Consider the following 22770-nt stretch of genomic DNA (forward strand, 5'->3'; position numbering starts at 1 on the left):
TGAGGACGGCGATGGCAAAGCCCCGCCTGCTTGTCACCGGTTTCTCGTCGTTTCCCGGCGCGCGGCGCAATCCGACCGAGGTGCTGGTGAATGCCCTCGACGTGAAGCGCCTGGTCCGGCGGTTCGACATTGATGTGGCCGCCGCGATCCTGCCGACCGAATACGCCGCCGTGTCCGACCTTCTGCCTAGACTGTGGAACGACGTTCGGCCCGATGCGGCGATCCACTTCGGCCTTCATGGCCGGGCGCGGACGGTGCGGATCGAGACGCGGGCGGCGAACCATGCGACACCGGTCCGCCCTGATGCGGGGGGAAAGCGGCTAGCCGCCTTAGCCATCGAGCCCGGCGGCCCGCCATACCGCCGCACGACGTTGCCGGCCGAGAAGATCGTCGTGGCGCTCCGGCGTGCCGGCATCCCCGCGACGCTGTCGGCGGATGCGGGCGGATATCTCTGCAACTACGCGACCTGGGTGTCGTTGACGGCGGCACGGGGAAAGACGGGCGGTGCAGGAGGCCCCGCCGGCTTCGTGCACCTGCCCTGGCCGGCGGAGGAACGCGCCCCGAACGCCCCGTCGGGGCGTCCAGGATGGGGTGCACTGGCGCTGGCTATGGAAACGGTGATCGCGACCGGCGCGCAGGCGGTCCGTATGAGATCGCAGGTCCGCGCCGGTTAAGGACGTCGAAGGACTTCCGGAAGGGACTTCCGGACCGCCTGCCCTCGACGCCATGCCTCCACGTCATGCTCAGGGGGCGGCACCCCCAAGTGACAAAAAAAGCCCGGGGTCAGACCCCGGGCTTTCGGTCAAACGCGGATCGCGGTCCGCGGCTGTCTTCCTCAGAAGAACGCCTGGATGCCCGTCTGCGCGCGGCCGAGGATCAGCGCGTGGACATCATGCGTGCCCTCGTAGGTATTGACGGTCTCGAGGTTCGTCAGGTGCCGCATGACGTGGAACTCGTCGGCAATGCCATTGCCGCCATGCATGTCGCGGGCCATGCGCGAGATGTCGAGCGCCTTGCCGCAGTTGTTGCGCTTGACGATCGAGATCATCTCCGGCGCCACCTTGCCCTCGTCGAACAGGCGGCCGACGCGAAGCGAGCCCTGCAGGCCCAGCACGATCTCGGTCTGCATGTCGGCGAGCTTCTTCTGGATGAGCTGGGTGCCGGCGAGGGGCTTGCCGAACTGCTTGCGGTCGAGCGTGTATTGCCGCGCCGCGTGCCAGCAGAACTCGGCCGCGCCCAGCGCACCCCAGGAGATGCCGTAGCGGGCGCGGTTGAGGCAGCCGAACGGGCCCTTGAGGCCGGAGACGTTGGGCAGCAGGTTCTCTTCCGGGACCTCGACATTGTCCATGACGATCTCGCCGGTGATCGAGGCGCGAAGTGACAGTTTGCCTTCGATCTTCGGGCAGGACAGGCCCTTCATGCCCTTTTCGAGGATGAACCCGCGGATCTGGTTGTCGTGCGCGGCGGACTTCGCCCAGACCACCATCACGTCGGCGATCGGCGAGTTCGAGATCCACATCTTCGCGCCGGTGAGGCGATAGCCGCTGTCGGTCTTCTCGGCGCGTGTCACCATGCCGCCCGGATCGGAACCGTGGTCCGGCTCGGTCAGGCCGAAGCAGCCGACCCATTCGCCGGAGGCGAGCTTGGGCAGGTACTTCTTGCGCTGGGTCTCGTCGCCATAAGCGTAGATCGGATACATGACCAGCGAGGCCTGCACGCTCATCATCGAACGGTAGCCGGAGTCGACGCGCTCCACTTCGCGCGCGACCAGCCCATAGGAGACGTAGCCGGCGCCGACGCCGCCATACTCTTCCGGGATCGTGACACCGAGCAGGCCGAGTTCGCCCATCTCGTTGAAGATCGCCCGGTCGGTATTTTCGTGACGATACGCTTCCAGCACGCGCGGCATCAGCTTGTCCTGCGCGTAGGCTTGCGCAGTATCGCGGATCATCCGCTCGTCTTCGTTGAGCTGGTCCTCAAGGAGGAACGGATCCTCCCACACGAACTTGGCGTAGCTGGTCGGAGACGGCTTCGCGCTGGCGACGACGGACATAGGGCTTCCCTTGGTCTTCTCGTGAACGGTAGGCGCAACCTCTATCCCAACGTGTCGCGGATTTCGAGACACGTTGACGCATCCTCGCTATGCGCCCGATACAGATATTATTTTAATCTTAAAACTATTCCTGTCCAGACACAATTCGAGATCCGCAAGCGGCTATTCCGCCTTGCCTGCGATCTTCAGCGCGCCTGCGATCTTCAGCGCGAAGGCGTAGACCAGCGCGATTTCCTTGAGCCGGTCGAACCGCCCCGCCGCGCCGGCGTGTCCGGCTTCCATGTTGGTGCGCAACAGGATCGTCGCGTTCGATGAGTTGTGGGTGCGCAGTTTCGCGATCCACTTGGCCGGCTCCCAGTAGGTGACGCGCGGGTCTGTGAGACCGCAGAGCGCGAGGATGTTGGGATAGGCCTGTTCGCGCACGTTGTCGTAGGGACTGTAGGCGGCGATCTGGTCGTATTCCTCGGCGCTTTCGATCGGGTTGCCCCATTCTGGCCATTCCGGCGGCGTCAGCGGCAGCGTGTCGTCGAGCATGGTGGCGAGCACGTCGACGAACGGCACTTCCGCGACGATCCCCAGGAACAGGTCCGGCGCCATGTTGGCGACCGCGCCCATCAGCATGCCGCCGGCCGAGCCGCCATGGGCGACGATCCGGCCACGCGCGGTGATGCCGGCATCGGCCAGATACTCGCCAACCGCGACGAAATCCTTGAACGTGTTGGCCTTTTTCGCGCCTTTCCCGTCCCGGTACCAGTGATAGCCCTTGTCCTTGCCGCCGCGGATATGGGCGATGGCATAGACGAAACCACGGTCGGCCAGCGACAGCCAGTTCGTATTGAAGGCCGCCGGAATGGAGATGCCGTAGGAGCCATAGCCGTAGAGCAGGCAGGGCGCGCTGCCGTCGAGTGGCGTATCGGTCCGGTAGAGCAGGGTGACGGGCACGGTCTCGCCGTCCCAGGAGGTCGCGTGCAGGCGGCGCACCACGTAGCGGTCCGGATCGTGGCCGCTCGGCACCTCCTGCCGCTTGCGCAACGTGCGCTCGCGGCTCCCCATTTCGTAGTCGAAGACTTCCGAGGGCGTGCGCATCGACGAATAGGAGAAGCGGATGGTCGCGGTGTCGTACTCGTAGCCGGGCATCAGGCCGAGCGAATAGGCCTCCTCCTGAAACGCGATGGCGTGCTCCTCGCCGTCGGCGTAGCGGTGGACGATGATGCGCGGCAGCCCGTCCTCGCGCTCCAGGCGCACCAGATGGTCGCGGTAGCTGACCATGTCGAGGATCAGCCGGCCCTCGCGATGCGGCACGAAATCGCGCCAGTTTTCGGGGCCGGGGGAGGCCAGCGGACATGTCGCGATCTTGAAGTCCTCCGCTCCGTCGGCATTGGTCAGGATCACCAGTTCGTCGTCGCGGCCGCGACCGGCGTGATGGTCGACCCGGTATTCGATTCCCTTGCGCCGCGGCGCGACCATCACCGGTTCGCTTTCCGGCTGCGACGCGTCGATCAGACGAAGCTCGGAAGTCTCGTGGTCGTGGGTGCTGAGGACGATGAAGCGGCCCGACTGGGTGTCCGAAACGCCGACGAAGAAGCCCGGATCGTCCTCCTCGTAGATCACCACGTCATCGTCCGGCGAGGTGCCGACCCGGTGGCGCATCACCCGCTTGGGGCGATGGTTGTCGTCGAGCCAGGTGTAGAACAGGTAGTCGCTGCCGGCTGACCAGACCGCCGATCCGGTCGTGCGCGGGATCGCGTCGGCGAAATCCTCGCCCGAGGCGATGTCGCGGATGCGGATGGTGTAGAACTCCGACCCCATCTCGTCGACGGCGTAGTGGATCAGCTTGTGGTTCGGGCTGTGGTCGGCGCTGGCCATGCGGAAATAGGCCTTGCCGCTCGCCATGAAGTCGGCGTCCAGCAGCACTTCCTCCGCGCCGTGGTCCCCTTTCCTGGCGGCATCCCGCGGCTGGCGGACGATGAGCGGATGCTGGGCGCCGAGTTCGTAGCGCATGGCGTAGGCATAGGGGCCGTCCGGCGCGGGCACGCTGGAATCGTCCTCCTTGATGCGCCCGCGCATCTCGGTGAACAGGTGTTCCTGCAGCGGCTCGGTATGCTCCAGCGCCGCTTCCGTCCAGGCGTTCTCGGCCTCCAGATAGGCGCGGATCGCCGGGTCCAGCACCGACGGATCGTGCATCACCTGCTGCCAGTTCTTGTCCTTCAGCCAGGCGTAGTCGTCGATCCGCTCGCGGCCGTGATGGACGGTCTTTTCGGGGCGGCGTTCGGCGGTCGGTGCGGGCATTGGAACTACTCGTCCTGCAGGAAACACAAAGGGTCCGGTCAGGCTACTACCGGCCCGCGGCAGGATCGACAAGGCAAGAGGCTACTCGGTTCCGCCTTCCGGCACCTTCTTGAGGGCAGTGCCGTTCAGGCAGTAGCGCAGTCCCGTCGGCTGCGGGCCGTCGGCGAAGACGTGGCCGAGATGGGCGTCGCAGCTGGCGCAGCGCACCTCGGTGCGGCGCATGAACAGCGAGCGGTCTTCGTGTTCGATGACGGCATCGGCGGAGAGGGGGGCGTAGAAACTCGGCCAGCCGGTGCCGGACTCGTACTTCGTGCCGGCGTCGAACAGGGGCGCGCCACAGCAGACGCACAGATAGGTCCCCGGGTCCTTGTCGTCCCAGTAGGGGCCTGTGAAGGCGCGCTCCGTGCCGTGCTTGCGCGTGACCCTGTATTGCTCGGGCGTCAGCCGTTCGCGCCACTCCTGATCGGATTTGGCGACCTTGGGCCGTTCGGATTGATCGGACATCTGGCACAGTCTCCACAACGAAGAGTCAATTGCCGATCACATAGGGCGGGAGGTGCGCCTATGCCAAGACTTGTTGAGTTATCGCATGATCTGGACCGGTTTTGATTGACGCCGGTGCGCCCCTTCGTATGTTCAACGACATGCGATTCGAGGATACAGACGCACCTATATCCGACGACGGGGGCGCGATGTTGCTTCCGGTTTGGCGGGGCGTGGAAGAGGCCGAAACATGCGGCTTGTGATCTTGGCGGCGGTGCTTTTCGCGTTTTGGCTGCTTTTGTCCGGCCACTACGAGGCGCTGCTCATCGGCTACGGCATCCTGTCCGTCGGGCTGGGCGTCGTCTTCGCGCGCCGGCTCGACATCCTCGACGAGGAGAGCTTCCCCTACGGACTGTTCTGGCGCGGCGTCCTCTACTGGCCGTGGCTGATCCTGGAGATCATGAAGTCGGCGATCGACGTCACCAAGATCATCCTGAATCCGAAGCTGCCCATCTCGCCGACGCTCGTTCGGGTGACGGCCCACCAGAAAGGCACCGTGGGCATCACCACATACGCGAACTCCATCACGCTGACGCCGGGCACCATCTCCGCCGTCGTATCGGAGCGCAAGCATGAGATCCTGGTCCACGCGCTGACCGAGGACGGCGGCGAAGTGCTGGAGGAAGGCGAAATGGATCGCCGCGTCGCAAGCTTCGAGGCCGGCACATGATGTTTGCTGTCGCAGCGATTGCGGTGCTCGTCGCGCTTGCGCTCGCGGTCGTCCGGGCGCTGGCCGGTCCGACCGTTTTCGACCGCCTGGTCGCCGCCAACTCGATCGGCAACTGCGCCATCCTGCTGCTCGCCGTGTTCGGCTTCCTCACCGGGCGGCCGGAATTCCTCGATATCGGCATTCTTTACGCACTGCTCAATATCGTCGGTACGATCGCGGTGCTGAAATACTTCCGCTTTGGCGATCTCGGCCATCGGGGCGGCGAGGAGCCGACCCAATGACGATCGATCTCCTAGCCGACGTCGTCAGCGGGATCTTCCTGGCCATTGGCAGCTTCTTCCTTGTAGTCGGCGCGCTGGGGCTGATCCGCATGCCGGACGTGTTCACCCGCATGCACGCGACGTCGGTCAGCGACACGATGGGGGCCGGATTCCTGATCCTCGGCATGATCGTTCAGGCCGGTTTCACGCTGGTGACGGTGAAGCTGGTGATCATCCTGGCCGTATTCTTCTTCACCGGTCCGCTGGCCACGCACGCGCTCGCTCGTGGCGCGCTCGCCGTCGGCTTGCGCCCGGTTCTGCTCGACCGTGCCGGGCGCCGGCGCAACAAGGAACTCGAACTGATCGAGGAGTTCGGCGTCGTCGAGACGCGCCGCGAGCCGCTTTCCAGGCCCGCCGAGCCGACCAGGAAGACGTCCGTAAGGAAGAAGAGCGCGTCGAAGTCGAAATCCGCGAAGAAGTCGCCGGGCAAAGGCAAGGGAGGCTCGTCATCGAAGCGCTGATCAACATGGTGCTCCTGACGATGATGGCGCTGGTCGTTATCGGCGTCGTGCGCCTGCGCAATCTGTTCGCGGTCGTCATCCTGTCGAGCATCTACTCGTTCCTCATGGCAAGCGTTCTGATCGTGCTCGATGCCGTCGACGTGGCGATGACCGAGGCCGCCGTTGGCGCCGGTGTCTCCACGGTACTGATGCTGGCCGCGCTCTATCTGACCAAGTCCGAGGAAGCCGCACCCAGGCATACGCCGCTGTTGCCGATGTTCGTGACCATCGTCATCGGCGCCGCGCTCGTGTATGGCGCCGCCGACATGCCGCCTTTCGGCGCGGCGGACACGCCGCCGAATACCCATGTCGGCCAGGCGTATCTCGAGCGCTCGCTGCCGGACACGGGAGTTCCCAATGTCGTGTCTTCGGTGTTGGCCAGCTATCGTGGTTTTGACACCCTCGGCGAAACGGTCGTCGTTTTCACGGCGGGCATCGGCGTCCTCTTGCTGCTGCGTCGCAATACGCGGTCGAAGGCGAAGGACTAGACCATGCGCCTAGATGTCGTCCTTCGCGTTGTCACCAAGCTGCTGTTGCCGTTCATCCTGGTATTCGGCCTCTACGTGCAGTTCCACGGCGAGGTCGGACCCGGGGGCGGCTTCCAGGCCGGCGTCATCGTCGCGGCCTGCATCATTCTCTATGCGATCATGTTCGGCGTTGACCGGGCGATGCGCGTGCTCTCCGTCAAGGCCGTGGAGAAGATGATCTCGCTCGGCGTGCTGATCTTTCTCGGCACGGGGGTCGCCGGCATGTTCATGGGCGGCGAGTTCCTGAATTACTCCGTGCTCGAACATGATCCGGTAGGCGGCCAGCATCTCGGCATCACGCTGATCGAGCTCGGCGTTCTGATCACGGTCTCCGGCACCATGGTGGCTATCTTCTACGCATTCGCGGGGCGGGGCCGATGAACGAGTTCGTTTCCGAGATCGTCGATCACTACAATCAGTGGATCACCATCTTCCTGATGGTCGCCGGCCTCTACGTGGTCGTCGCGCGCGGCAACATGGTCAAGAAGCTGGTCGGTCTGTCGATCTTTCAGACTTCCGTCTATCTGCTCTACATCTCTCCGGGCAAAATCCTCGGTGGTACGCCGCCGATTCTCGCCGACGGGTTCACGGTCTATTCGAACCCGCTGCCGCACGTGCTGATCCTTACCGCCATCGTCGTCGGCGTTGCCACGCTGGCCCTCGGTCTCGGTCTCGTGGTGCGCATAAACGAGGCCTACGGGACCATTGAGGAAGACGAAATCTTCGACGAGGGCGGTGAAGAATGACAGGTGAGGGGTTTCACCTCGCAGAGCAGCTTCCCGCTCTGCAGATCGTCCTGCCGCTTGCCGGCGCGGCCCTGTGCGCGCTGATCGACCGGCGCGGCTTCGGCTGGGCCATCGCGACTCTCGTCAGCTTCGCCATGCCGGTGATCTCCGTCATGCTGCTGATGCAGGTGCTCACGACCGGCCCGGTGTCCTACGCATTCGGCGGCTGGGAGCCGCCCTACGGCATCGAGTACCGCGTCGACGTCGTCAACGGCTTCCTGCTGGTGCTCATCTCGATCATGGGCGCCGTGGTGATGCCCTACGCGCGACGGTCGGTCGCCGCGGAAATCGCCGAGAACAAGCAGGCGTGGTTCTACTGCGTCTATCTACTCTGCCTCGCCGGCCTTCTTGGCATGGCAATCACGGGCGACGCGTTCAACGCCTTCGTGTTCATGGAGGTTTCGTCGCTGGCGATGTACGTGCTGATCGCCCTCGGAAACGACCGCCGGGCACTGGTCGCGGCCTATCAGTACCTGATCCTGGGCACTATCGGCGCCACCCTGTATGTCATCGGCGTCGGCCTGCTGTTCGCCATGACCGGCACGCTCAATTTCGTCGACATGGCCGAGCGCATCGTCGCGGTGGAACAGACCCGACCGGTTCTTGCCGCGCTCGCTTTCATCACGGTGGGCATGTGCCTGAAACTGGCACTGTTCCCGTTGCATGTCTGGCTGCCGAACGCCTATACCGGCGCCCCGTCGGTGGCCACGGTATTCATCGCATCGACCGCCACAAAGGTCGCCGTCTATCTGCTGCTTCGGTACTACTTCTCGATCTTCGGTGTCGCCTTCGTCTTCGAGGATCTGCCGGTCACTCCGATCCTGCTGATCATGTCGATCGCCGCGATGTACGCGGCCTCCATCGTCGCCATCTTCCAGGACAACGTCAAACGCATGCTCGCCTATTCGTCGGTCGCGCAGATCGGCTACATCACGCTTGGCATCGCCGAGGCTACTCCGCTCGGCCTGACCGGCGGCATCGTGCACTTGTTCAACCACGCACTGATGAAGGGCGCGCTGTTCATGGTGATGGGGTGCATCGCCTACCGGATCGGCCACTGCCGCCTAGGCGGCATGGCGGGTATCGGCCGGCGTATGCCGTTCACCATGGCCGCTTTCGTCATCGCCGGCCTGTCGCTGATCGGCGTGCCGGGCACGGTCGGCTTCATCTCGAAATGGTACCTGGCGATGGCCGCCATCGAGAACGGCTGGTGGTGGCTGGCCTTCCTGATCATGGGCAGCTCGTTCCTGGCCATGATCTACATCGGGCGCGTGGTCGAGATGGCGTGGTTCCGCCAGCCCACGGGGGCCGCGGCCGAAGCGACCGATCCGCCGCTTTCGATGCTCGTGCCGACCTGGATACTTGCCGGCGCCTGCATCGCTTTCGGTATCGATTCTGAAATGACGGCCGGCATCGCCGCGCAGGCCGCAGACGTCTTGTTCGCGGGGCTGAGATGAGCGGTTCGACCCTGATCCTCCTGGCCCTCGCGATTCCGGCCGCCGCGGCGCTTCTGATTCCGCTGTTCCACCGGCTGCCGAATGTGCGCGAGGCCGTGACCCTGCTCGCCGCCGGCCTGCTCTTCGCCGTGGTCTATTCCATCGTGCCGCTGGTCTTGGCCGGCGAAGTGCCGATGACCGGCGGGCTCGAGGTGATGCCGGGGGTGGTCATCGCCTTTTCGGTCGAGCCGCTCGGCATGATCTTCGCCTGCGTCGCCTCGACGCTGTGGATCGTCAACTCGATCTATTCGATCGGCTACATGCGCGGCAACAACGAGCCGCGCCAGACCTCGTTCTATGTCTGCTTCGCCGTGGCGATCGCGTCCACCATGGGCATCGCCTTTTCCGATAACCTGTTCACGATCTTCCTGTTCTACGAGATCCTGACGCTCTCGACCTATCCGCTGGTCACCCACAAGGGCAACGACGCGGCGCGGATCGGCGGGCGGATCTACCTCTCGATCCTTATCGGCACCTCCATGCTGCTGTTGCTGCCGGCCATCATCTGGACCGGCGCGCTGGCGGGAACGCTGACCTTCAACCGGGGCGGAATCCTGCCGGAAACGGTGCCGGTCGCCATGGTCGGCGTGCTCCTGTTCCTGTTCGTCTACGGCATCGGCAAGGCAGCCGTGATGCCCATCCACTTCTGGCTGCCCGCGGCTATGGTCGCGCCGACCCCGGTCTCCGCGCTGCTGCATGCCGTGGCCGTCGTCAAGGCGGGCGTCTTCACGGTCACCAAGGTCGTGGTCTACGTTTTCGGCGTCGACTATCTCGTCGATGCGGGGACGGCCGGATGGATGATGTGGGTCGCGAGCTTCACGGTCATCGTCGCATCGCTCGTGGCCCTGAGGCAGGACAATCTGAAGAAGCGGCTGGCCTATTCGACGGTCAGCCAGCTCTCCTACGTCGTTCTCGCCGCGGCGATCCTGACGCCGCTGTCGCTGGTTGGCGCCGCCGTGCACATCGCCGCCCACGCCGTCTCCAAGATCACGCTGTTCTTCGCCGCCGGCTCCGTCTACACCGCTGGGCACGTTACCGAAGTCAGCCAGATGAACGGGATCGGCCGGCGCATGCCCTGGACGATGGGGGCCTTCGCGATCGGCGCCCTATCGATGATCGGCGTGCCGCCGACGGCCGGCTTCCTGAGCAAATGGTTCATCCTGTCCGGCGCCTACAGCGCCGAAGCCTGGCTCGCCGTCGGCGTGATCATCGCGTCCACGGCCCTGAACGCGGCCTATTTCCTCCCCATCGTCTATGCCGCCTTCGCGCGCAAGGAAGACGAGGGGTATGTGAAACAGCACGGCGACCATGGTGAGGCTCCGTTGCCGATCGTTATCGCCCTGACGGCGACGGCGGCAGGCACTATTCTTCTGTTCCTGTTTCCCGCGCCACTTGTCGCGCTGGCCGAGTCGATGGTGGGGATTGGCCAATGAAGGAAAAGCAGCCCTGGCTCGTCCGGCCCGAGACGATCCGCCTGTTGTGGATCGTGTTCATCGCCATCCTGGCCATCACCGTGCTGGCCGATTTCTTCGTCGTGTACCATAGCTATTTCGGCGTCGACGGCACCTTCGGCTTCGGCGCCTGGTATGGATTCGTATCCTGCGTTGTGCTGGTGGTGTTCTCCAAGGCGCTCGGCGCCGTTCTGAAGCGGCGGGACGACTACTATGATTGAGACTGTCTTCCCGCCTGGATTGATCCTGTTCTTCGGCGCCTTTTTGCTACCGTTTCTGACGGGTGCGTTGCGCTCGGTCTTCGCGCTCGTCCTGCCGCTGGTGGCGCTGTATCTCGTCTGGGGGGTACCGGACGGGCCGGCGCTGACGATTTCCTGGTTCGGCTACGAGCTCGCCCCCGTCCAGGGCGACGCGCTGTCGCGTGTCTTCGGCACCGTCTTCACGCTGATGGCGTTTGCCGGCGGCCTGTTCTCGCTCAACCAGCCGAACCGGTATGAACTTCCCGCCGCCTACGCCTATTCCGGCGCCGCGGTCGGTGTCGTCTTTGCCGGCGACCTTTTGACGGTTTTCGTGTTCTGGGAGTTGATGGCGCTCGCCTCCACCGTCGTCATCTGGTGCGGCGGACCGAACGCCTGGGGCTCGAGTATCCGCTATGCCATCATCCATCTGCTCGGCGGCGTCGTGCTGATGGCGGGCATCGCCGCCTATGTGGTCGATACCGGGTCGATCGCCTTTACCGCGATGGAGGTCGGGTCCCTCGGCACCTGGCTGATCCTCGCCGGCTTCCTGCTCAATGTCGGCGCGCCGCCGTTCTCCGCCTGGCTGCCCGACGCCTATCCGGAAGCCTCCTGGAGTGGGATGGTGGTCCTGTCGGCCTTCACCACCAAGACTGCCGTCTATGTGCTGCTGCGGGGCTTCCCGGGTACCGAGATCCTGATCTGGATCGGCCTCTATATGATCTTCTACGGGATTGTCTACGCGATCCTAGAGAACGACATGCGCCGTATCCTCGCCTATTCGATCGTCAACCAGGTTGGTTTCATGGTGACGGGTATCGGCATCGGCTCCGAGATGGCGCTCAACGGCGCCGCCGCCCACGCCTTCGCCCACATCATCTACAAGGCGCTGCTGCTGATGTCGGCCGGTTCCGTGCTCTACGCCACGGGCAAGCGCAAGTGCACCGATCTCGGCGGCCTGTTCCGCACCATGCCGGTGACGACCATCTGCGGCATCATCGGTGCGCTTTCGATCTCCTCTTTCCCGCTCACATCGGGGTTCATCTCCAAGTCTATGATCAGCCAGGGCGCCGCCGACGCGAATCTGGCCATTGTCTGGTTCGCCCTCGCCGCGGCATCGGCCGGTGTCTTCCTGCACGCCGGCATCAAGTTTCCGTGGTTCGTCTTCTTCCAGAAGGATTCCGGCCTGCGCCCACCGGACCCGCCCGGCAACATGACCGCCGCCATGTGGCTCCTGTCGGCGCTGTGCATCGGCCTCGGCATCTTCCCCGCGCCGCTCTACGCGATGCTGCCCTATCCGGTCGACTACGTGCCCTACACCTGGTCCCACGTGATCTTCCAATTGCAGCTTTTGCTGTTTTCCGGCCTCGCCTTTTTCCTGCTGCTAAACATGTTAAAGAGAACCGAGACGATCACGCTGGATTTCGACTGGTTCTGGCGTGGGCTCGGCAAGGCGCTCGGCCGCGAGTTCGACTGGCGGATGCTGGCCGCTTGGGAGGCCGTCGCGAACCGGACGGCCAGCCAGGCGCGCCGTTTCGTTGCCGGGGTCTACAAGCATCACGGCCCACGCGGCGTTCTCGCTCGGACCTGGCCTACCGGGTCGATGGTACTGTGGGCGACGCTGTTACTCGCCGCATGGTTGCTGGTGTACTATGTGCGGTAGCAAAACCGCTGTTTCCGCTGGGTAATGCTGGCAAGATGAAAGCCTACAACCGCCTTGCACCGCGATGGCGAGCGATTGTATCAGAATAACGTAAGTTTTATTCAGGGCGAGTAAAATAAAGTCCGGTATCCAGTTGATATCGGATATGCCTTATATTATGTCTCGCCTCGCTTGGAAAAACTGACGGCGAATCGAACAGGTTCCGGCACCCGGCCGGTCGAAATCGCGGAATGCGATTTTTTGGGCATCCCAAATCCCCGCCGGTTTCCCAAAACACCGTGAGAAGAGTTCGAAATCTTATGGAACAGACCACCCCGAAAACCGAACTGATAGAGTTGGCTGCGGACATCGTCTCTGCCTATGTCAGCAACAATACTGTGCCGACCAGCGATCTTGCTGCTTTGATCGGCGATGTCCATCAGGCGCTGGTGTCGGCCGCGACGGGGGCAATGGAGCCGGTCAAGGAAGAGCTGAAGCCGGCAGTGCCGGTGCGTCGTTCTGTGACGCCGGACTACATCATCTGTCTCGAGGATGGCAAGAAGTTCAAGTCGCTGAAGCGCCACCTGCGCACGCACTATGATCTTTCGCCCGAGGAATATCGGGAAAAGTGGGGTCTGGCGCCTGACTATCCGATGGTCGCTCCGAATTACGCCGCAGCACGGTCGGCCCTTGCCAAGAAGATGGGTCTCGGCCAGCGTCGCAAGCGTCGCTGACGTCCTGTTATAGCTTTCCGGCCCGCCGTCGCGGCGCGACGGCAGGCCATGATCATCGCCTCGGCAGGGAAACTTTGCCGAGGCGTTGCTTTTCCGCGGCCAGTGCCTGCATCAGCGCGATATGTCGATTGATATCGTAGCTCCAATGGCCCGCACGGCCGCGCCGGCGTTCGGCCCTTAGCGCCCGCTCCAACCGCGCGACGATCGACTGCGCAACAGCGGGGTTGGTGCTGGCGATTTCGTCCGGCGTGGCGCGCGCCAGCCAGGGCAGATGCCGTCTGCGCTCGTAGCGCACTAATCCGGCGCCAACCGCTTGGCGAATACCCCTCGCTTTGCGGGGTATCCGATCCGCCACGTCGTGTCCGGCCTCTTTTCTCGGCTGTTTCCCGCTTGCCATTGCCACCGCCTCATCGATCCGTCTCGGTTCGTCGAGGGTAGAGGACGTTCAGGGTGTGAGAAAAAAATCCTATTGAAGTTGCTGCTAAGCACAGGGGATCAAAAGAGAAAAAGACAGATCCAGCCGGAATCTATTCACGCTTCCCAGCGCTGCGTTAGAAAAGAGGAAATAATTCCTATTGCCGTTCATCCGAGGCGGCTGCGTATGAGGGAGCCAGGCATGGAGATCCGGTCGCCAGTTGGGACGCCGTGCAGAAAAGAAGCGCCGGATCCGGCGGTCTCGCGTCAGCACAAGAAGTCCGTGCTGGTCACGGTGGTCTCCCGTAGTTTCAGGGTTCGCGAGGCGTCGATTGATGCCGCCGGACGAACGACCGCGCCCGAGGCCTTTGCGCGCCATGTCGCGATGTATCTGGCCCATGTGGTGTTCGGCTGGAGTTACGCCGAAATCGGACAGATGTTCCGCCGTCACCGCACCTGCGTGACATACGCCTGCGCCCGGATCGAGGACCGGCGTGACGATGTCCGCTTCGACGCCCGTATGTCCCGGATCGAGCGCCGTATCGCCGTTGCGGCAGGAGAGGGGGCATGAGGCGTTCGTTGGGCCGGCGCCAGGAGGAGTGGGCTGCGCGTATCCTGTTGGCACTGGCCGAACACGGCCGGCGGCTTGAGCCTTCCGGCGATGTCACGGATCGGTACGAACTCCGACCTCGCGATGACAAGACGCCACAGGTCGTCGCCGATCGCGCGCTCGTCGACATGATGCTGGCCAACGACTGGCTCGTGTCGGTCGGGGCGGCACAGATCGCAAGCCAGGCGGGTCTTGCCTGGCTGCGTCGGCAGAAATCCCATGATGACCCCTGGCGGGGTCAGCATCTCGCGACTGACAGGATAGAGGTCGAATTGCCCGGCGGAGGACGGGCGCCGGCGACCGTGGCCACCAACGAGAGCCCGCTCGCATGGCTGCGCCGCCGCCGGGGCGCCGACGGCAGGCCGCTGGTCACCGAAACCCAGTTCGTGGCTGGTGAACGGCTACGCGCCGATTTCGAGCGTGGACGGCTCAATCCGCGCGTGACCGCCGACTGGACGCGGCCGTCGGCCGGCAAGCGCCGTCGTTGTGGTGGCGGCGGCCCCGCCGATGTCACCGACGCCGCGCTTGATGCCCGCGAGCGCGTCGAGGTGGTTCTGCGCGCGCTCGGCCCCGATCTCGGTGCCCTGCTGCTCGACGTATGCTGCTTTCTGACGGGGCTGGAGGACGCGGAGCGGAAACGCGCCTGGCCGCGCCGTTCCGCCAAGGTGGTGCTGGGTATCGCGCTAGACAGGCTGGCGGCGCATTACGGCCTGTCGGAAACGGCTCGCGGCGCCGACCGCGCCAGGAAAATCCTGCACTGGGGGGATGAGGACTACCGGCCCAGAGCCGGGGCCGCGGCAGATTCGTCCGTTAACTGAGGGCGGTTGCCGTGGCTGACTCGGCGTCGCGTTGGATGCGTGCCACCATCGCCTTGAGACCGTTGGAGCGCTGCGAGCTCAGATGATCGCGAAGGCCCAACTTGTCGAAGATTTCGGTCGAACTGATACCGAGGATCTCGTTCGCCCGCCGCCCTGAATAGAGCGCAAGCAGGATTGCGATCAAACCGCGCACGATATGGGCATCGCTATCGCCGCGGAAGCTAAGCACCGGATCGTCGCCATCGGTAACCTCCGTCACCAGCCAGACCTGGCTGGCGCAGCCGTTGACCTTGGTCTCTGCGGTGCGTTCGGCGTCGCCCAGCGGCTCCAGCGTGCGGCCGAGCTCGATCACATAGCGGTAGCGATCCTCCCAGTCGTCGAGGAAGGCGAAATCGTCAAGGATGGTCTGGATCGGCGCGGTGCCTGCTGCATTGGTCATGCCCCCGGATATAAGGCCCCCGGCCGGCGCTGCCAATTCCAATGGCTGATCAAATCCGCCGGTTGAGCCGGACAGGCCCCGTGCCGCGGGCGGTGAAGGGCAGGACACCGCCCGCGGCCGGGTCGTCGCGCCGTTAGGCCCGACGAAACGTGTGTACCCGAAGCCGGCTTTGGCCCGGCCTTGGGGTCAACCCTGGTTTTCCGGACCCTGCCAGGGAATATCCTTGTCTTCCTGCAGCAGCGTATCGATGCCGCCGTACACGGAAATCGTCTCGTCGGCGCCGCTGTCGGAATTCACCTCGACGATATACTCGTAGAGTTTCCTGGCGCCGTACTGAGCTTTCTGGCCGAAGACCTTCAGCGCCGCCGAACCGGTCTGGCATGTATCGGGATTGCGTTCGCAGAAGCCGGCGAGATCCGACATCGTGCTTTGCGCCGCCGAGAGCGCTTCGAGCGTGGAAACCTGGTTCGCGCTGTCCAAGGATTCCGTCTCCGACGTCACGGTTTCGCCCGTCGGGATGAACAGTATTACCAAAGACAGCCAGAATGCTGTGCGAATGAGAAACATGACGTCTGCCCTTTGTCTGTCGACACCGTCTCGCGCCGATCATGACGAGACCTTACGCGGGCGGACTTGAGATCGACTTTGCCGAAAAGAGAAAATTTGAACTATTCGCCCGGCAGCGGCGCTCACGTCGGGGCATGGATGCCCGAAGTCTCCGGATCAAAAGGGTTTTCTGCCGTTATGTGGTTGTTAACCCTGATAAAATCACGGTCGATCTTGGCCTCGATTTAGCGTTCCCTTAAGGGGGCGCTGGCATAGTCCCTTCGTACGGTCAATACCGTGATTTGCCCCGATTGCCATCCCGCCGGACGGTTAAGGGTGGTTGGAGTATTCAGTGCGCGTTTTCGAGTCCAATTCGCCGTTTTCCCGCATCGTAGCCTCAATGGTGCACGAGAGTGCACGGCACGATCCGATCCGAGCCGCCTTTCACGCCAGCTTCATTGCCACCAGGCTGATCGGCGGAATGGCCACGGTCGTGGTGCTGCCCGTCTACCTGGCGCTGTGGGGTGCCCCCGATCTGTTGGCGGCAACCTGCTTCGCGTGGCTGACAGCGCCGCTGGCGGTCGCCTTGTATCTGTCGCGCACCGGGCGACTTGCGGCGGCCCACCTGATGTCCGCCTCGACGCTGTCGGGACTGGTTGTCTTCGCATCGGCGTGGACCGGCGGTCCGACGTCCCTCTTCCTGCCGTGGCTGGTTGCGGTGCCCGTCGAAGCGGCGCTGTCCGGCTCCGCGCGGACTGTCGTAGCAGCCGCCGGAATCGCTGCGGCCGCGTTGCTCGCGCTTGTCGGGCTCGATGCTGCCGCGCTGCTGCCTGCGGCCCTTGCGTTTCCTGTTCCTACCTGGTCTCTCGCGCTGCTGGGCGCCCTGCCGGCGCTTCTCTATGCCGGGCTGCTGGCGGCCCGCGGCGGTGCGATGGCCCGGGCGCTCGCCGAACACCAGCGCGCCGGCGGAGACCGCCTGCGGACGATCGTCGACGCCGCCGGTGATGTCCTGCTCACGTTGCGCCGCAACGGCAATGTCACCTATTCCAGCGACGCCGCGCAGGTGTTGCTGGGCACCAGTGGTGCGGAACTCGACGGCGACGGCTTGTTCGCCAGGGTGCATGTCGCCGACCGGCCCAACTACCTGACCGCGCTCGACGATGCGGCGGCCGGCCGCCCGTCGGACGTCGAGTTCCGCGTTCAGCGCGGGCTGCCCGACGGTGCGCAGGACTATGTGTGGGTCGAGATGAGATGCGGTCCGATACCAGGCGAGCCCGGGGCGACCCCGGATATCGTTGGCGTATTGCGCGAGGTGAACGAGCGCAAATGGGCCGAAATCGCGTTGAGCGAAGCCCGCGAGGAAGCCGAAAGCGCTAACCTCGCCAAGGGCCGCTTCCTTGCCAACATGAGCCACGAACTGCGCACGCCGCTGAACGCCATCATCGGGTTCTCGGAGATCCTGACCAGCGAGCTCTACGGCCGCATGGACAACGAAAAGCACCGCGAGTATGCCGAACTGATCCACGAGAGTGGTGACCACCTTCTCGAGGTCGTCAACGACATCCTCGACATGGCGAGGATCGAGGCTGGCAATTTCGATATTCATCCCGAGCCGGTCGACGTCGCCGAGCTGATCGACGGTTGCCGCAAGATGGTGGCGGGCGACGCCGAAGCCGCGAGTCTGCGGATCGAGACCGACCTGCCGTATTCCATGCCGGAGCTTTGCGCCGATCGTCGCGCCTGCAAGCAGGTGGTGCTCAATCTGCTGTCGAATGCGGTGAAGTTCTCCCGATCCGGGGGGCGCATCGTCGTCGGCGCCTATCGCGACGGCGACGGGGTGGCCATATACGTCGCCGACGAGGGGATCGGCATCCCGCGCCACGAGATTGCCCGTCTCGGTGATCCGTTCGTGCAGCTCAGGGAGACGTTCGATCGCCGCCATGCCGGCACGGGACTGGGGCTGTCGGTGGTCAAGGGTCTGGTTGTGCTGCACGGTGGCAAGGTGGATATCGAGAGCGAGCTTGGTCTCGGCACGCGGGTGACGGTGCGTCTGCCGCGCAGCGCGCTGGCGCAGGCATCTGCGGAAGGCGCGATAGGGCCGGACGCGCAGCCGGAAACGTCGCCGGACGCGACCGGCGCGATCAAGCTGCGCGCTTAGAACCGAACAGGGAATCAGGCCATGTTGGGCAGGCTTATCGGAGTGGTCATTCGCAATCCTCTCGGCGTGCTCGCCGCCGCGGCCGTCGTCGGCTCGTGGGGCGCGATCTCGGTGAATGCGATGTGGCTGCAGACCGGGCCGCATCCGGCCCCGTTCCTCGGCCGCGACGCGCTCGTCGGCATTCCGGCGAAACTGCCGCCGACCAGGCCCGATCGCCAGGTGACCAAGATCGATCCCGCCAGCGCGGAGGACGCCGACCGCGCCCGCCTCGTCGCCAGGCAGATGGCGTTGACGCGCGATCTCCAGATCGAGCTGGCGCGACGCAACTTCTATACGGGCGGCATCGACGGCCAGTACGGCCCGCGCACGGAAGCCGCTATCCGCGACTACGAGCGCATGGCAAGCCTTGCCGACACCGGCCAGCCCTCCGAGGCCCTGCTGGCCCATGTACGCATGTCTACGCTGCAAGCCCCGCCGCAGCCGGTCCCGAGCCCGGTGCGTCCGGTGCCGGGAAACGAGGCGGCCACGGGCCCGGCGACACCCGTCCATGACGGCGACCCGGTGGCCGCGCTGATCGAGCAGGCCGACGAGGCCGAACACAGCGCGACAGCCGCCCCGGAACAATCGGCTGCGGCGCCTCTCCCGGCGGCTTCCCCTGCGTCCGATACTGATGCGCGTGTCGAGGCGGTCCAGGCGATTCTCGCCGATCTCGGCTACGCGCCGGGCTCCATCGACGGGCGCTTGTCGTCCTCGACGAAGCGGGCGATCGAGGACTTCGAGGTCGATCGGGGCATGCCCATGACCGGCCAGATATCGCCGAGGCTCCTGCAGGAACTCACCGCGGTCTCGGGCGTGCCGCTCGGCTGACGCGGCAGACACGCGGGGCAGCGTCATGATCGGTTCGGAGCGGGATATCCCTCCGGGCGCGACTGCACCGCCGGTCCCTGCGCGCCGGGATGGTCTGCGTCCCTGACTGTGAACGGGCAGGGTGCGCTCCCATACCCCGACCGGCTACCGTGGGAGCCGGGAGACAACCACGTTCCGTCGGAGGATATGTTTTGCGGTTGAAATCGGCAATCTGGGTCTCGGCCTACGTGCGGCGGCTGTCGGCCGAAGGCATACCCGTCGCCGTGATGCGCCGCGGCGCGGAGGAGGCCGGCGCGATCTTCATCAAGATCAACCGGCTCGACGGGACCGCCGACGTTTACGGCCCGGCGCCGCAGACCGCCTTCGAGGAAGACCGGCCACTCGAACGGTTGTGGTCACGGGCGACCGGCACCGAGCCCGTGGAGGACGCCAGGGCCGAGGAATATCTCGCCAGGCAACGCCGTTTCGATCCAGACCTGTGGGTGGTCGAGGTGGAGGAGCGGACTGGCCGCCATCTCCTGGAGCAGGTTATCGACTGAATGCGACAGGGGCCGGCGGGCGTCGTCGGGTTCAGGAGCCCGTGCGGCGGCTGAGATCGGCGACGACATCCTCGAGCCTGCGCGGAGCGCCCGCGGCCGATCGGGGTGCCCGCGCCGACGGACGCGCCACGCTCGGCTCGTGCCGGGCGGTCGTCCCGCTCGCGGGGGCGGCGCTCCAGAGGCCAACGACATGCCGGGCGACGGCGGGCGTCAGGCTCTCAGCCAGGCCGGCCAGCGTACGCAGGACGTCGTAGGAACGGCCTGCTTCGGTCACGGTCAGCAGGATGATGCCGGTAGCCTGATCGGGGGCGATGCCGGCGGCGCGCGTCGCAACGGTCAGAGGCTCGCCATGCAGGTCGCCGACGATACGGGCGCCGAGTTCGCGCGGCAGCGACAGCGTGCTTGCGAGCCGATGGGCGATCTCGGCCCGCTCGCCGACGGCGGCCAGCGCAAACAGGGTCTCGCCGAGATCCACGCCGGCATGATGGGGATGCGTCCGCGCTCCGGCTTCGCCGCCGCCGTGCCGGTTGGCGATCCGCTCCAGGATCGCCCGCCGCGCATCGTCCTCGACCAGCCAGAAAAGCCGTGCCAGTGCATCGTCCGAGAGTTCGGCGCTTTCGATCAGCCGTCGTGCCGCCGAGCGGGGCAGGTTCGGTATGGCGGCGATGCGCTCTGCCGTCGCCTCGTCGACGGCTGCCGTTTGCGTCAGCGCCAGCGATGTGGCGATCGCCGGATCCTGCCTGTCGACCAGCGCGGATACGATTTCGGCCGTGAGGTCGGTCCGCGAAGCCATGGCGCGCGCCTTTTCCTCGCTGTCACCGACGGCAACGTCGTAGAGGTCTTGGGTGGTCAGCACCGGGCTGTGGCGCAGCATCGGCGCGGCGATCTCCGCTGAATCGGCGATCATGAGTCGGGCTATATCGGGGCTGACGAGTTCGCAGGGGGCGAGGCGGCGCGATATGGTGGCGCGGATCTGCGGGCTCACACGGGGGAACAGGGCTCCCATCAGCTCGCCGAAATGGGCCGGTACGTGCCGGTCGCCGCGGCGGGCCGTTTCGTGAATCAGGTCGGTCAACGTGTTCAGCGCGGTCGCGCGCACATCGTCGGCTTCGATCATGCGGCTGCCGATCAGCGTCGACAGCGCATCCTGAAATCTTTCTTCGAAACCCTGATCCATCCCGCGTCTCGCCTTTGGCCGCCACCACCATTGCGTTCACGGTAGTGGTTACCTGTTAGCGAACTGTTAACCCTGATGAATCGTTAATGCCGTTGTTCGGCTAGCCGGCGCGGACTCCGCGAGCGCCGGACCGACGCTCCGATTTGGGAGACGTACGATGGCAGCGGTGCTGAAATTCAACAGCGACATGCGTCGAAGCCGGCGGCAGCCGGAGATTGGCGCGCGTTCGGCGGACAAGCCGGAGAAGATGGGTGAAGTCATCATTTTTCCCGGTGTGCGGATCGAACGCATGGAAATCGATCTGTCTCATCGCCTGGTTCAGGTTTCCGGGCCGGGCGAGGGGCCATCCGGTTCAACGGCGGACAAGCCCTGACCGGGTCCGGGAGTGTAGCAACGGCGGAATGACGTCGGTGACTTTCGGGCGTGACGTCCGCGCTGTGCTCTCCGCCGTTATGCTCGCGGCGGCACTGACCGGCTGCGCCGCCGAGGCCGGCGATTTCGGGCGGCCCGTGAAGGGCTACGTCAACGATGTGCTGCTGCCGGACATCGGCGATCGCATGGCGCGCAACCGTGGCGAGCCCGTATCCGACTTCATGCTCACCGACGACGAGAAGGAGCTGAGAGCCCGCTCCTACCGGTTCATCATGCCGATCCATCTCGACGCCTTCAGGGCGCGCAACGAGACCGAGTGGGTGCGCACCCGTATCTGGCCCGATTCGCGTTGGCGTCCGGATCCGACGCTCTACTACCGGCTGATGCGCAAGGACGGCTACCAGTCGAACTACGGGCGCTGGAATTCGATCATCGACGAGATCACCGCCGATATCCCGCTGGTCCTGCCCTACTATGTGGTCTGGCAGGAGGTCTGCCGCACCGACCAGCAGCGCCAGGCCGCGCTGTCGCGCACGGTGATGCTGACGTCGGAGGAGGACGCCGATGCGCGGGCCCGCGTCTGGGAGAACCGCCGGGTCGCCGACTGGGCCGTCACGGGAATGCGCTGGCGCGTCGAGTCCTACGCCTATGCGATTCAGCGCACCGAGATCGAGATCCCGACCGGCAACTACGAAGCCGAGGCCGACGTCGCGCTCAATCGCCTGAAGAGCGAGGTCGAATGGCTTGCAGCAGGCGTCGCCGATCCCAATTGCGGTGGCGGAGCGATCGTCAGCAAGTCGCCGCCGCCCTACGACGGGCCGATGGTCTACAAGAGGTGATGTTTTCCTCGGGCCGTCGCGACTTCTCAGCCTCATCCTGAGGAGGCCGCTTCGGCGGCCGTCTCGAAGGATGTGCGGCGAGCACCGGCGGAAACCGCGCCCTTCGAGACGCCGCCTACAGGCGGCTCCTCAGGGCGAGCTTTCTTGGAGGTAGTTCCTCAAGCCTCCTCGAGCGGCCAGTCGACGATATGGTCTTCCAGGTCGGCCTCCGGCACGTCCTGCTCGCGCACCGTGCGCCCGCGCACGGAAATGCCGGCCATGTGCACCGTTTCCGGGTCGCCGGAGACGAGCGGATGCCACCAGTAGAGATCCTTGCCCTCGTATACGAGCCGATAGGCGCAGGTCGGCGGCAGCCAGGTGATCCGGTCAAGCTCCTCCGGCGTCAGCGACACGCAATCCGGCATCAGTGCCGCGCGGTTCTTGTAGTCGGTGCAGCGGCAGGCCTGACTGTCGAGCAGCGCGCAGGCGACGTTAGTGTACCAGATCTCGCCCGTATCCTCGTCCTCGAGCTTCATCAGGCAGCACCGCGCACAGCCATCGCACAGCGATTCCCACTCGGCCGAGGTCATCTCGGCGAGGGGTTTGGTTTTCCAGAAGGGCGGGGTGGGCATGGGGGCATACGAGGTGATTACGCCAACTCTGAATGAAATATACGAAATCACGAAAACTGTGTCTGCCCGTCGCCGAATCTAAAGCCATCAACCGCTCTGGATTGGTCAAATCGGAACCATAAGATTCAGTTCAT

Annotated in this window: 27 protein-coding genes; 19 read left to right on the forward strand and 8 right to left on the reverse strand. The window is 64.8% G+C overall.

Annotated features, from left to right (window positions below; genetic code table 11):
• Nucleotides 1-11 precede the first annotated feature (11 nt).
• Nucleotides 12-674, forward strand: coding sequence for a pyroglutamyl-peptidase I (locus ACSF9G_RS07035; protein WP_436639916.1), 663 nt, complete (start codon nucleotides 12-14; stop codon nucleotides 672-674).
• A gap of 161 nt (nucleotides 675-835) precedes the next feature.
• Here ACSF9G_RS07035 and ACSF9G_RS07040 read toward each other — a convergent pair whose 3' ends face one another.
• The 3 genes from ACSF9G_RS07040 to msrB all read right to left on the reverse strand — a co-directional run bounded on the left by ACSF9G_RS07040 (nucleotide 836) and on the right by msrB (nucleotide 4846).
• Nucleotides 836-2053, reverse strand: coding sequence for an acyl-CoA dehydrogenase (locus ACSF9G_RS07040; RefSeq protein WP_436639918.1), 1218 nt, complete (start codon nucleotides 2051-2053; stop codon nucleotides 836-838).
• Nucleotides 2054-2215: 162 nt separating this feature from the next.
• Nucleotides 2216-4342, reverse strand: a complete 2127-nt coding sequence (locus ACSF9G_RS07045; RefSeq protein WP_436639920.1) for a S9 family peptidase — start codon at nucleotides 4340-4342, stop codon at nucleotides 2216-2218.
• A gap of 81 nt (nucleotides 4343-4423) precedes the next feature.
• Nucleotides 4424-4846, reverse strand: a complete 423-nt coding sequence (gene msrB, locus ACSF9G_RS07050; RefSeq protein ID WP_436639922.1) for a peptide-methionine (R)-S-oxide reductase MsrB — start codon at nucleotides 4844-4846, stop codon at nucleotides 4424-4426.
• Between the two features lie 229 nt (nucleotides 4847-5075).
• Here msrB and ACSF9G_RS07055 point away from each other — a divergent pair, with 229 nt between their 5' ends.
• The 11 genes from ACSF9G_RS07055 to ACSF9G_RS07105 all read left to right on the forward strand — a co-directional run bounded on the left by ACSF9G_RS07055 (nucleotide 5076) and on the right by ACSF9G_RS07105 (nucleotide 13246).
• Nucleotides 5076-5555: a Na+/H+ antiporter subunit E gene (locus ACSF9G_RS07055; RefSeq protein WP_436639924.1), complete on the forward strand. Its 480-nt coding sequence runs from the start codon at nucleotides 5076-5078 to the stop codon at nucleotides 5553-5555.
• Nucleotides 5552-5836 (forward strand): MrpF/PhaF family protein, encoded by a 285-nt coding sequence (locus ACSF9G_RS07060; RefSeq protein WP_436639926.1) that lies wholly within the window; start codon nucleotides 5552-5554, stop codon nucleotides 5834-5836. The genes ACSF9G_RS07055 and ACSF9G_RS07060 overlap by 4 nt, the downstream gene beginning before the upstream one ends.
• A complete protein-coding gene (gene mnhG, locus ACSF9G_RS07065) occupies nucleotides 5833-6336 on the forward strand; it encodes a monovalent cation/H(+) antiporter subunit G (RefSeq protein ID WP_436639928.1) in 504 nt (167 codons plus the stop codon). Before ACSF9G_RS07060 ends, mnhG begins: the two co-directional genes overlap by 4 nt.
• A gap of 5 nt (nucleotides 6337-6341) precedes the next feature.
• The gene (locus ACSF9G_RS07070) at nucleotides 6342-6863 is read left to right on the forward strand and encodes a DUF4040 domain-containing protein (protein WP_436639930.1); all 522 of its coding nucleotides are present in this window, start codon (nucleotides 6342-6344) and stop codon (nucleotides 6861-6863) included.
• 3 nt (nucleotides 6864-6866) lie between these two features.
• A complete protein-coding gene (locus ACSF9G_RS07075; RefSeq protein ID WP_436639932.1) occupies nucleotides 6867-7283 on the forward strand; it encodes a Na(+)/H(+) antiporter subunit B in 417 nt (138 codons plus the stop codon).
• The gene (locus ACSF9G_RS07080) at nucleotides 7280-7648 is read left to right on the forward strand and encodes a cation:proton antiporter subunit C (RefSeq protein WP_436639934.1); all 369 of its coding nucleotides are present in this window, start codon (nucleotides 7280-7282) and stop codon (nucleotides 7646-7648) included. Before ACSF9G_RS07075 ends, ACSF9G_RS07080 begins: the two co-directional genes overlap by 4 nt.
• On the forward strand, nucleotides 7645-9144 hold the full coding sequence (locus ACSF9G_RS07085) for a monovalent cation/H+ antiporter subunit D family protein (protein ID WP_436639936.1): 1500 nt from the start codon (nucleotides 7645-7647) through the stop codon (nucleotides 9142-9144). Before ACSF9G_RS07080 ends, ACSF9G_RS07085 begins: the two co-directional genes overlap by 4 nt.
• Complete coding sequence (locus tag ACSF9G_RS07090) at nucleotides 9141-10616, forward strand: proton-conducting transporter transmembrane domain-containing protein (RefSeq protein WP_436639938.1); 1476 nt, start codon at nucleotides 9141-9143, stop codon at nucleotides 10614-10616. Before ACSF9G_RS07085 ends, ACSF9G_RS07090 begins: the two co-directional genes overlap by 4 nt.
• Nucleotides 10613-10855, forward strand: coding sequence for a hypothetical protein (locus tag ACSF9G_RS07095; RefSeq protein ID WP_436639940.1), 243 nt, complete (start codon nucleotides 10613-10615; stop codon nucleotides 10853-10855). Before ACSF9G_RS07090 ends, ACSF9G_RS07095 begins: the two co-directional genes overlap by 4 nt.
• Nucleotides 10848-12533 (forward strand): Na(+)/H(+) antiporter subunit D, encoded by a 1686-nt coding sequence (locus tag ACSF9G_RS07100; protein ID WP_436639942.1) that lies wholly within the window; start codon nucleotides 10848-10850, stop codon nucleotides 12531-12533. Before ACSF9G_RS07095 ends, ACSF9G_RS07100 begins: the two co-directional genes overlap by 8 nt.
• A gap of 299 nt (nucleotides 12534-12832) precedes the next feature.
• Nucleotides 12833-13246 (forward strand): Ros/MucR family transcriptional regulator, encoded by a 414-nt coding sequence (locus ACSF9G_RS07105; RefSeq protein ID WP_436639944.1) that lies wholly within the window; start codon nucleotides 12833-12835, stop codon nucleotides 13244-13246.
• Nucleotides 13247-13298: 52 nt separating this feature from the next.
• Here ACSF9G_RS07105 and ACSF9G_RS07110 read toward each other — a convergent pair whose 3' ends face one another.
• Nucleotides 13299-13601, reverse strand: coding sequence for a DUF6477 family protein (locus tag ACSF9G_RS07110; protein WP_436642067.1), 303 nt, complete (start codon nucleotides 13599-13601; stop codon nucleotides 13299-13301).
• Between the two features lie 261 nt (nucleotides 13602-13862).
• On the opposite strand from ACSF9G_RS07110, the gene ACSF9G_RS07115 reads away from it, so the two are divergent.
• Nucleotides 13863-14231 (forward strand): helix-turn-helix domain-containing protein, encoded by a 369-nt coding sequence (locus ACSF9G_RS07115; protein WP_436639946.1) that lies wholly within the window; start codon nucleotides 13863-13865, stop codon nucleotides 14229-14231.
• A complete protein-coding gene (locus ACSF9G_RS07120) occupies nucleotides 14228-15088 on the forward strand; it encodes a DUF6456 domain-containing protein (protein WP_436639948.1) in 861 nt (286 codons plus the stop codon). Before ACSF9G_RS07115 ends, ACSF9G_RS07120 begins: the two co-directional genes overlap by 4 nt.
• Here the strand turns inward: ACSF9G_RS07120 and ACSF9G_RS07125 are convergent.
• Nucleotides 15081-15527, reverse strand: coding sequence for a SufE family protein (locus ACSF9G_RS07125; RefSeq protein ID WP_436639950.1), 447 nt, complete (start codon nucleotides 15525-15527; stop codon nucleotides 15081-15083). The genes ACSF9G_RS07120 and ACSF9G_RS07125 overlap by 8 nt on opposite strands.
• Before the next feature lie 186 nt (nucleotides 15528-15713).
• A complete protein-coding gene (locus ACSF9G_RS07130; RefSeq protein WP_436639952.1) occupies nucleotides 15714-16007 on the reverse strand; it encodes a DUF5330 domain-containing protein in 294 nt (97 codons plus the stop codon).
• Nucleotides 16008-16425: 418 nt separating this feature from the next.
• Here ACSF9G_RS07130 and ACSF9G_RS07135 point away from each other — a divergent pair, with 418 nt between their 5' ends.
• The 3 genes from ACSF9G_RS07135 to ACSF9G_RS07145 all read left to right on the forward strand — a co-directional run bounded on the left by ACSF9G_RS07135 (nucleotide 16426) and on the right by ACSF9G_RS07145 (nucleotide 19637).
• On the forward strand, nucleotides 16426-18231 hold the full coding sequence (locus tag ACSF9G_RS07135; RefSeq protein WP_436639954.1) for a sensor histidine kinase: 1806 nt from the start codon (nucleotides 16426-16428) through the stop codon (nucleotides 18229-18231).
• 21 nt (nucleotides 18232-18252) lie between these two features.
• Nucleotides 18253-19098, forward strand: coding sequence for a peptidoglycan-binding domain-containing protein (locus ACSF9G_RS07140; RefSeq protein ID WP_436639956.1), 846 nt, complete (start codon nucleotides 18253-18255; stop codon nucleotides 19096-19098).
• Between the two features lie 197 nt (nucleotides 19099-19295).
• Nucleotides 19296-19637, forward strand: a complete 342-nt coding sequence (locus ACSF9G_RS07145; RefSeq protein WP_436639958.1) for a DUF1491 family protein — start codon at nucleotides 19296-19298, stop codon at nucleotides 19635-19637.
• Nucleotides 19638-19668: 31 nt separating this feature from the next.
• Here the strand turns inward: ACSF9G_RS07145 and ACSF9G_RS07150 are convergent, their stop codons facing one another.
• A complete protein-coding gene (locus ACSF9G_RS07150) occupies nucleotides 19669-20814 on the reverse strand; it encodes a DUF2336 domain-containing protein (RefSeq protein WP_436639960.1) in 1146 nt (381 codons plus the stop codon).
• A 157-nt stretch (nucleotides 20815-20971) separates the two neighbouring features.
• Here ACSF9G_RS07150 and ACSF9G_RS07155 point away from each other — a divergent pair, with 157 nt between their 5' ends.
• Together ACSF9G_RS07155 and ACSF9G_RS07160 are read left to right on the forward strand one after the other, a co-directional pair.
• Entirely contained in the window at nucleotides 20972-21187 is a 216-nt protein-coding gene (locus ACSF9G_RS07155) for a hypothetical protein (protein ID WP_436639962.1), read from the forward strand.
• Nucleotides 21188-21215: 28 nt separating this feature from the next.
• Entirely contained in the window at nucleotides 21216-22025 is an 810-nt protein-coding gene (locus ACSF9G_RS07160) for a hypothetical protein (RefSeq protein ID WP_436639964.1), read from the forward strand.
• 158 nt (nucleotides 22026-22183) lie between these two features.
• Here ACSF9G_RS07160 and ACSF9G_RS07165 read toward each other — a convergent pair whose 3' ends face one another.
• Complete coding sequence (locus ACSF9G_RS07165) at nucleotides 22184-22636, reverse strand: YcgN family cysteine cluster protein (protein ID WP_436639966.1); 453 nt, start codon at nucleotides 22634-22636, stop codon at nucleotides 22184-22186.
• Nucleotides 22637-22770 lie beyond the last annotated feature (134 nt).

It is taken from the genome of Microbaculum mangrovi, from assembly GCF_051390635.1.
Taxonomy (GTDB): Bacteria; Pseudomonadota; Alphaproteobacteria; order Rhizobiales; family Tepidamorphaceae; genus Microbaculum.

Coding starts and splice junctions, on each gene's coding strand:
- ACSF9G_RS07105 (WP_436639944.1), top strand. CDS start 12,833: ATGGAACAGACCACCCCGAAAACCGAACTGATAGAGTTGGCTGCGGAC.
- ACSF9G_RS07060 (WP_436639926.1), top strand. CDS start 5,552: ATGATGTTTGCTGTCGCAGCGATTGCGGTGCTCGTCGCGCTTGCGCTC.
- ACSF9G_RS07070 (WP_436639930.1), top strand. CDS start 6,342: ATGGTGCTCCTGACGATGATGGCGCTGGTCGTTATCGGCGTCGTGCGC.
- ACSF9G_RS07100 (WP_436639942.1), top strand. CDS start 10,848: ATGATTGAGACTGTCTTCCCGCCTGGATTGATCCTGTTCTTCGGCGCC.
- ACSF9G_RS07045 (WP_436639920.1), bottom strand. CDS start 4,342: ATGCCCGCACCGACCGCCGAACGCCGCCCCGAAAAGACCGTCCATCAC.
- ACSF9G_RS07085 (WP_436639936.1), top strand. CDS start 7,645: ATGACAGGTGAGGGGTTTCACCTCGCAGAGCAGCTTCCCGCTCTGCAG.
- msrB (WP_436639922.1), bottom strand. CDS start 4,846: ATGTCCGATCAATCCGAACGGCCCAAGGTCGCCAAATCCGATCAGGAG.
- ACSF9G_RS07055 (WP_436639924.1), top strand. CDS start 5,076: ATGCGGCTTGTGATCTTGGCGGCGGTGCTTTTCGCGTTTTGGCTGCTT.
- ACSF9G_RS07040 (WP_436639918.1), bottom strand. CDS start 2,053: ATGTCCGTCGTCGCCAGCGCGAAGCCGTCTCCGACCAGCTACGCCAAG.
- ACSF9G_RS07095 (WP_436639940.1), top strand. CDS start 10,613: ATGAAGGAAAAGCAGCCCTGGCTCGTCCGGCCCGAGACGATCCGCCTG.
- ACSF9G_RS07155 (WP_436639962.1), top strand. CDS start 20,972: ATGGCAGCGGTGCTGAAATTCAACAGCGACATGCGTCGAAGCCGGCGG.
- ACSF9G_RS07140 (WP_436639956.1), top strand. CDS start 18,253: ATGTTGGGCAGGCTTATCGGAGTGGTCATTCGCAATCCTCTCGGCGTG.
- ACSF9G_RS07090 (WP_436639938.1), top strand. CDS start 9,141: ATGAGCGGTTCGACCCTGATCCTCCTGGCCCTCGCGATTCCGGCCGCC.
- ACSF9G_RS07075 (WP_436639932.1), top strand. CDS start 6,867: ATGCGCCTAGATGTCGTCCTTCGCGTTGTCACCAAGCTGCTGTTGCCG.
- ACSF9G_RS07120 (WP_436639948.1), top strand. CDS start 14,228: ATGAGGCGTTCGTTGGGCCGGCGCCAGGAGGAGTGGGCTGCGCGTATC.
- ACSF9G_RS07125 (WP_436639950.1), bottom strand. CDS start 15,527: ATGACCAATGCAGCAGGCACCGCGCCGATCCAGACCATCCTTGACGAT.
- ACSF9G_RS07035 (WP_436639916.1), top strand. CDS start 12: ATGGCAAAGCCCCGCCTGCTTGTCACCGGTTTCTCGTCGTTTCCCGGC.
- ACSF9G_RS07115 (WP_436639946.1), top strand. CDS start 13,863: ATGGAGATCCGGTCGCCAGTTGGGACGCCGTGCAGAAAAGAAGCGCCG.
- mnhG (WP_436639928.1), top strand. CDS start 5,833: ATGACGATCGATCTCCTAGCCGACGTCGTCAGCGGGATCTTCCTGGCC.
- ACSF9G_RS07165 (WP_436639966.1), bottom strand. CDS start 22,636: ATGCCCACCCCGCCCTTCTGGAAAACCAAACCCCTCGCCGAGATGACC.
- ACSF9G_RS07080 (WP_436639934.1), top strand. CDS start 7,280: ATGAACGAGTTCGTTTCCGAGATCGTCGATCACTACAATCAGTGGATC.
- ACSF9G_RS07160 (WP_436639964.1), top strand. CDS start 21,216: ATGACGTCGGTGACTTTCGGGCGTGACGTCCGCGCTGTGCTCTCCGCC.
- ACSF9G_RS07150 (WP_436639960.1), bottom strand. CDS start 20,814: ATGGATCAGGGTTTCGAAGAAAGATTTCAGGATGCGCTGTCGACGCTG.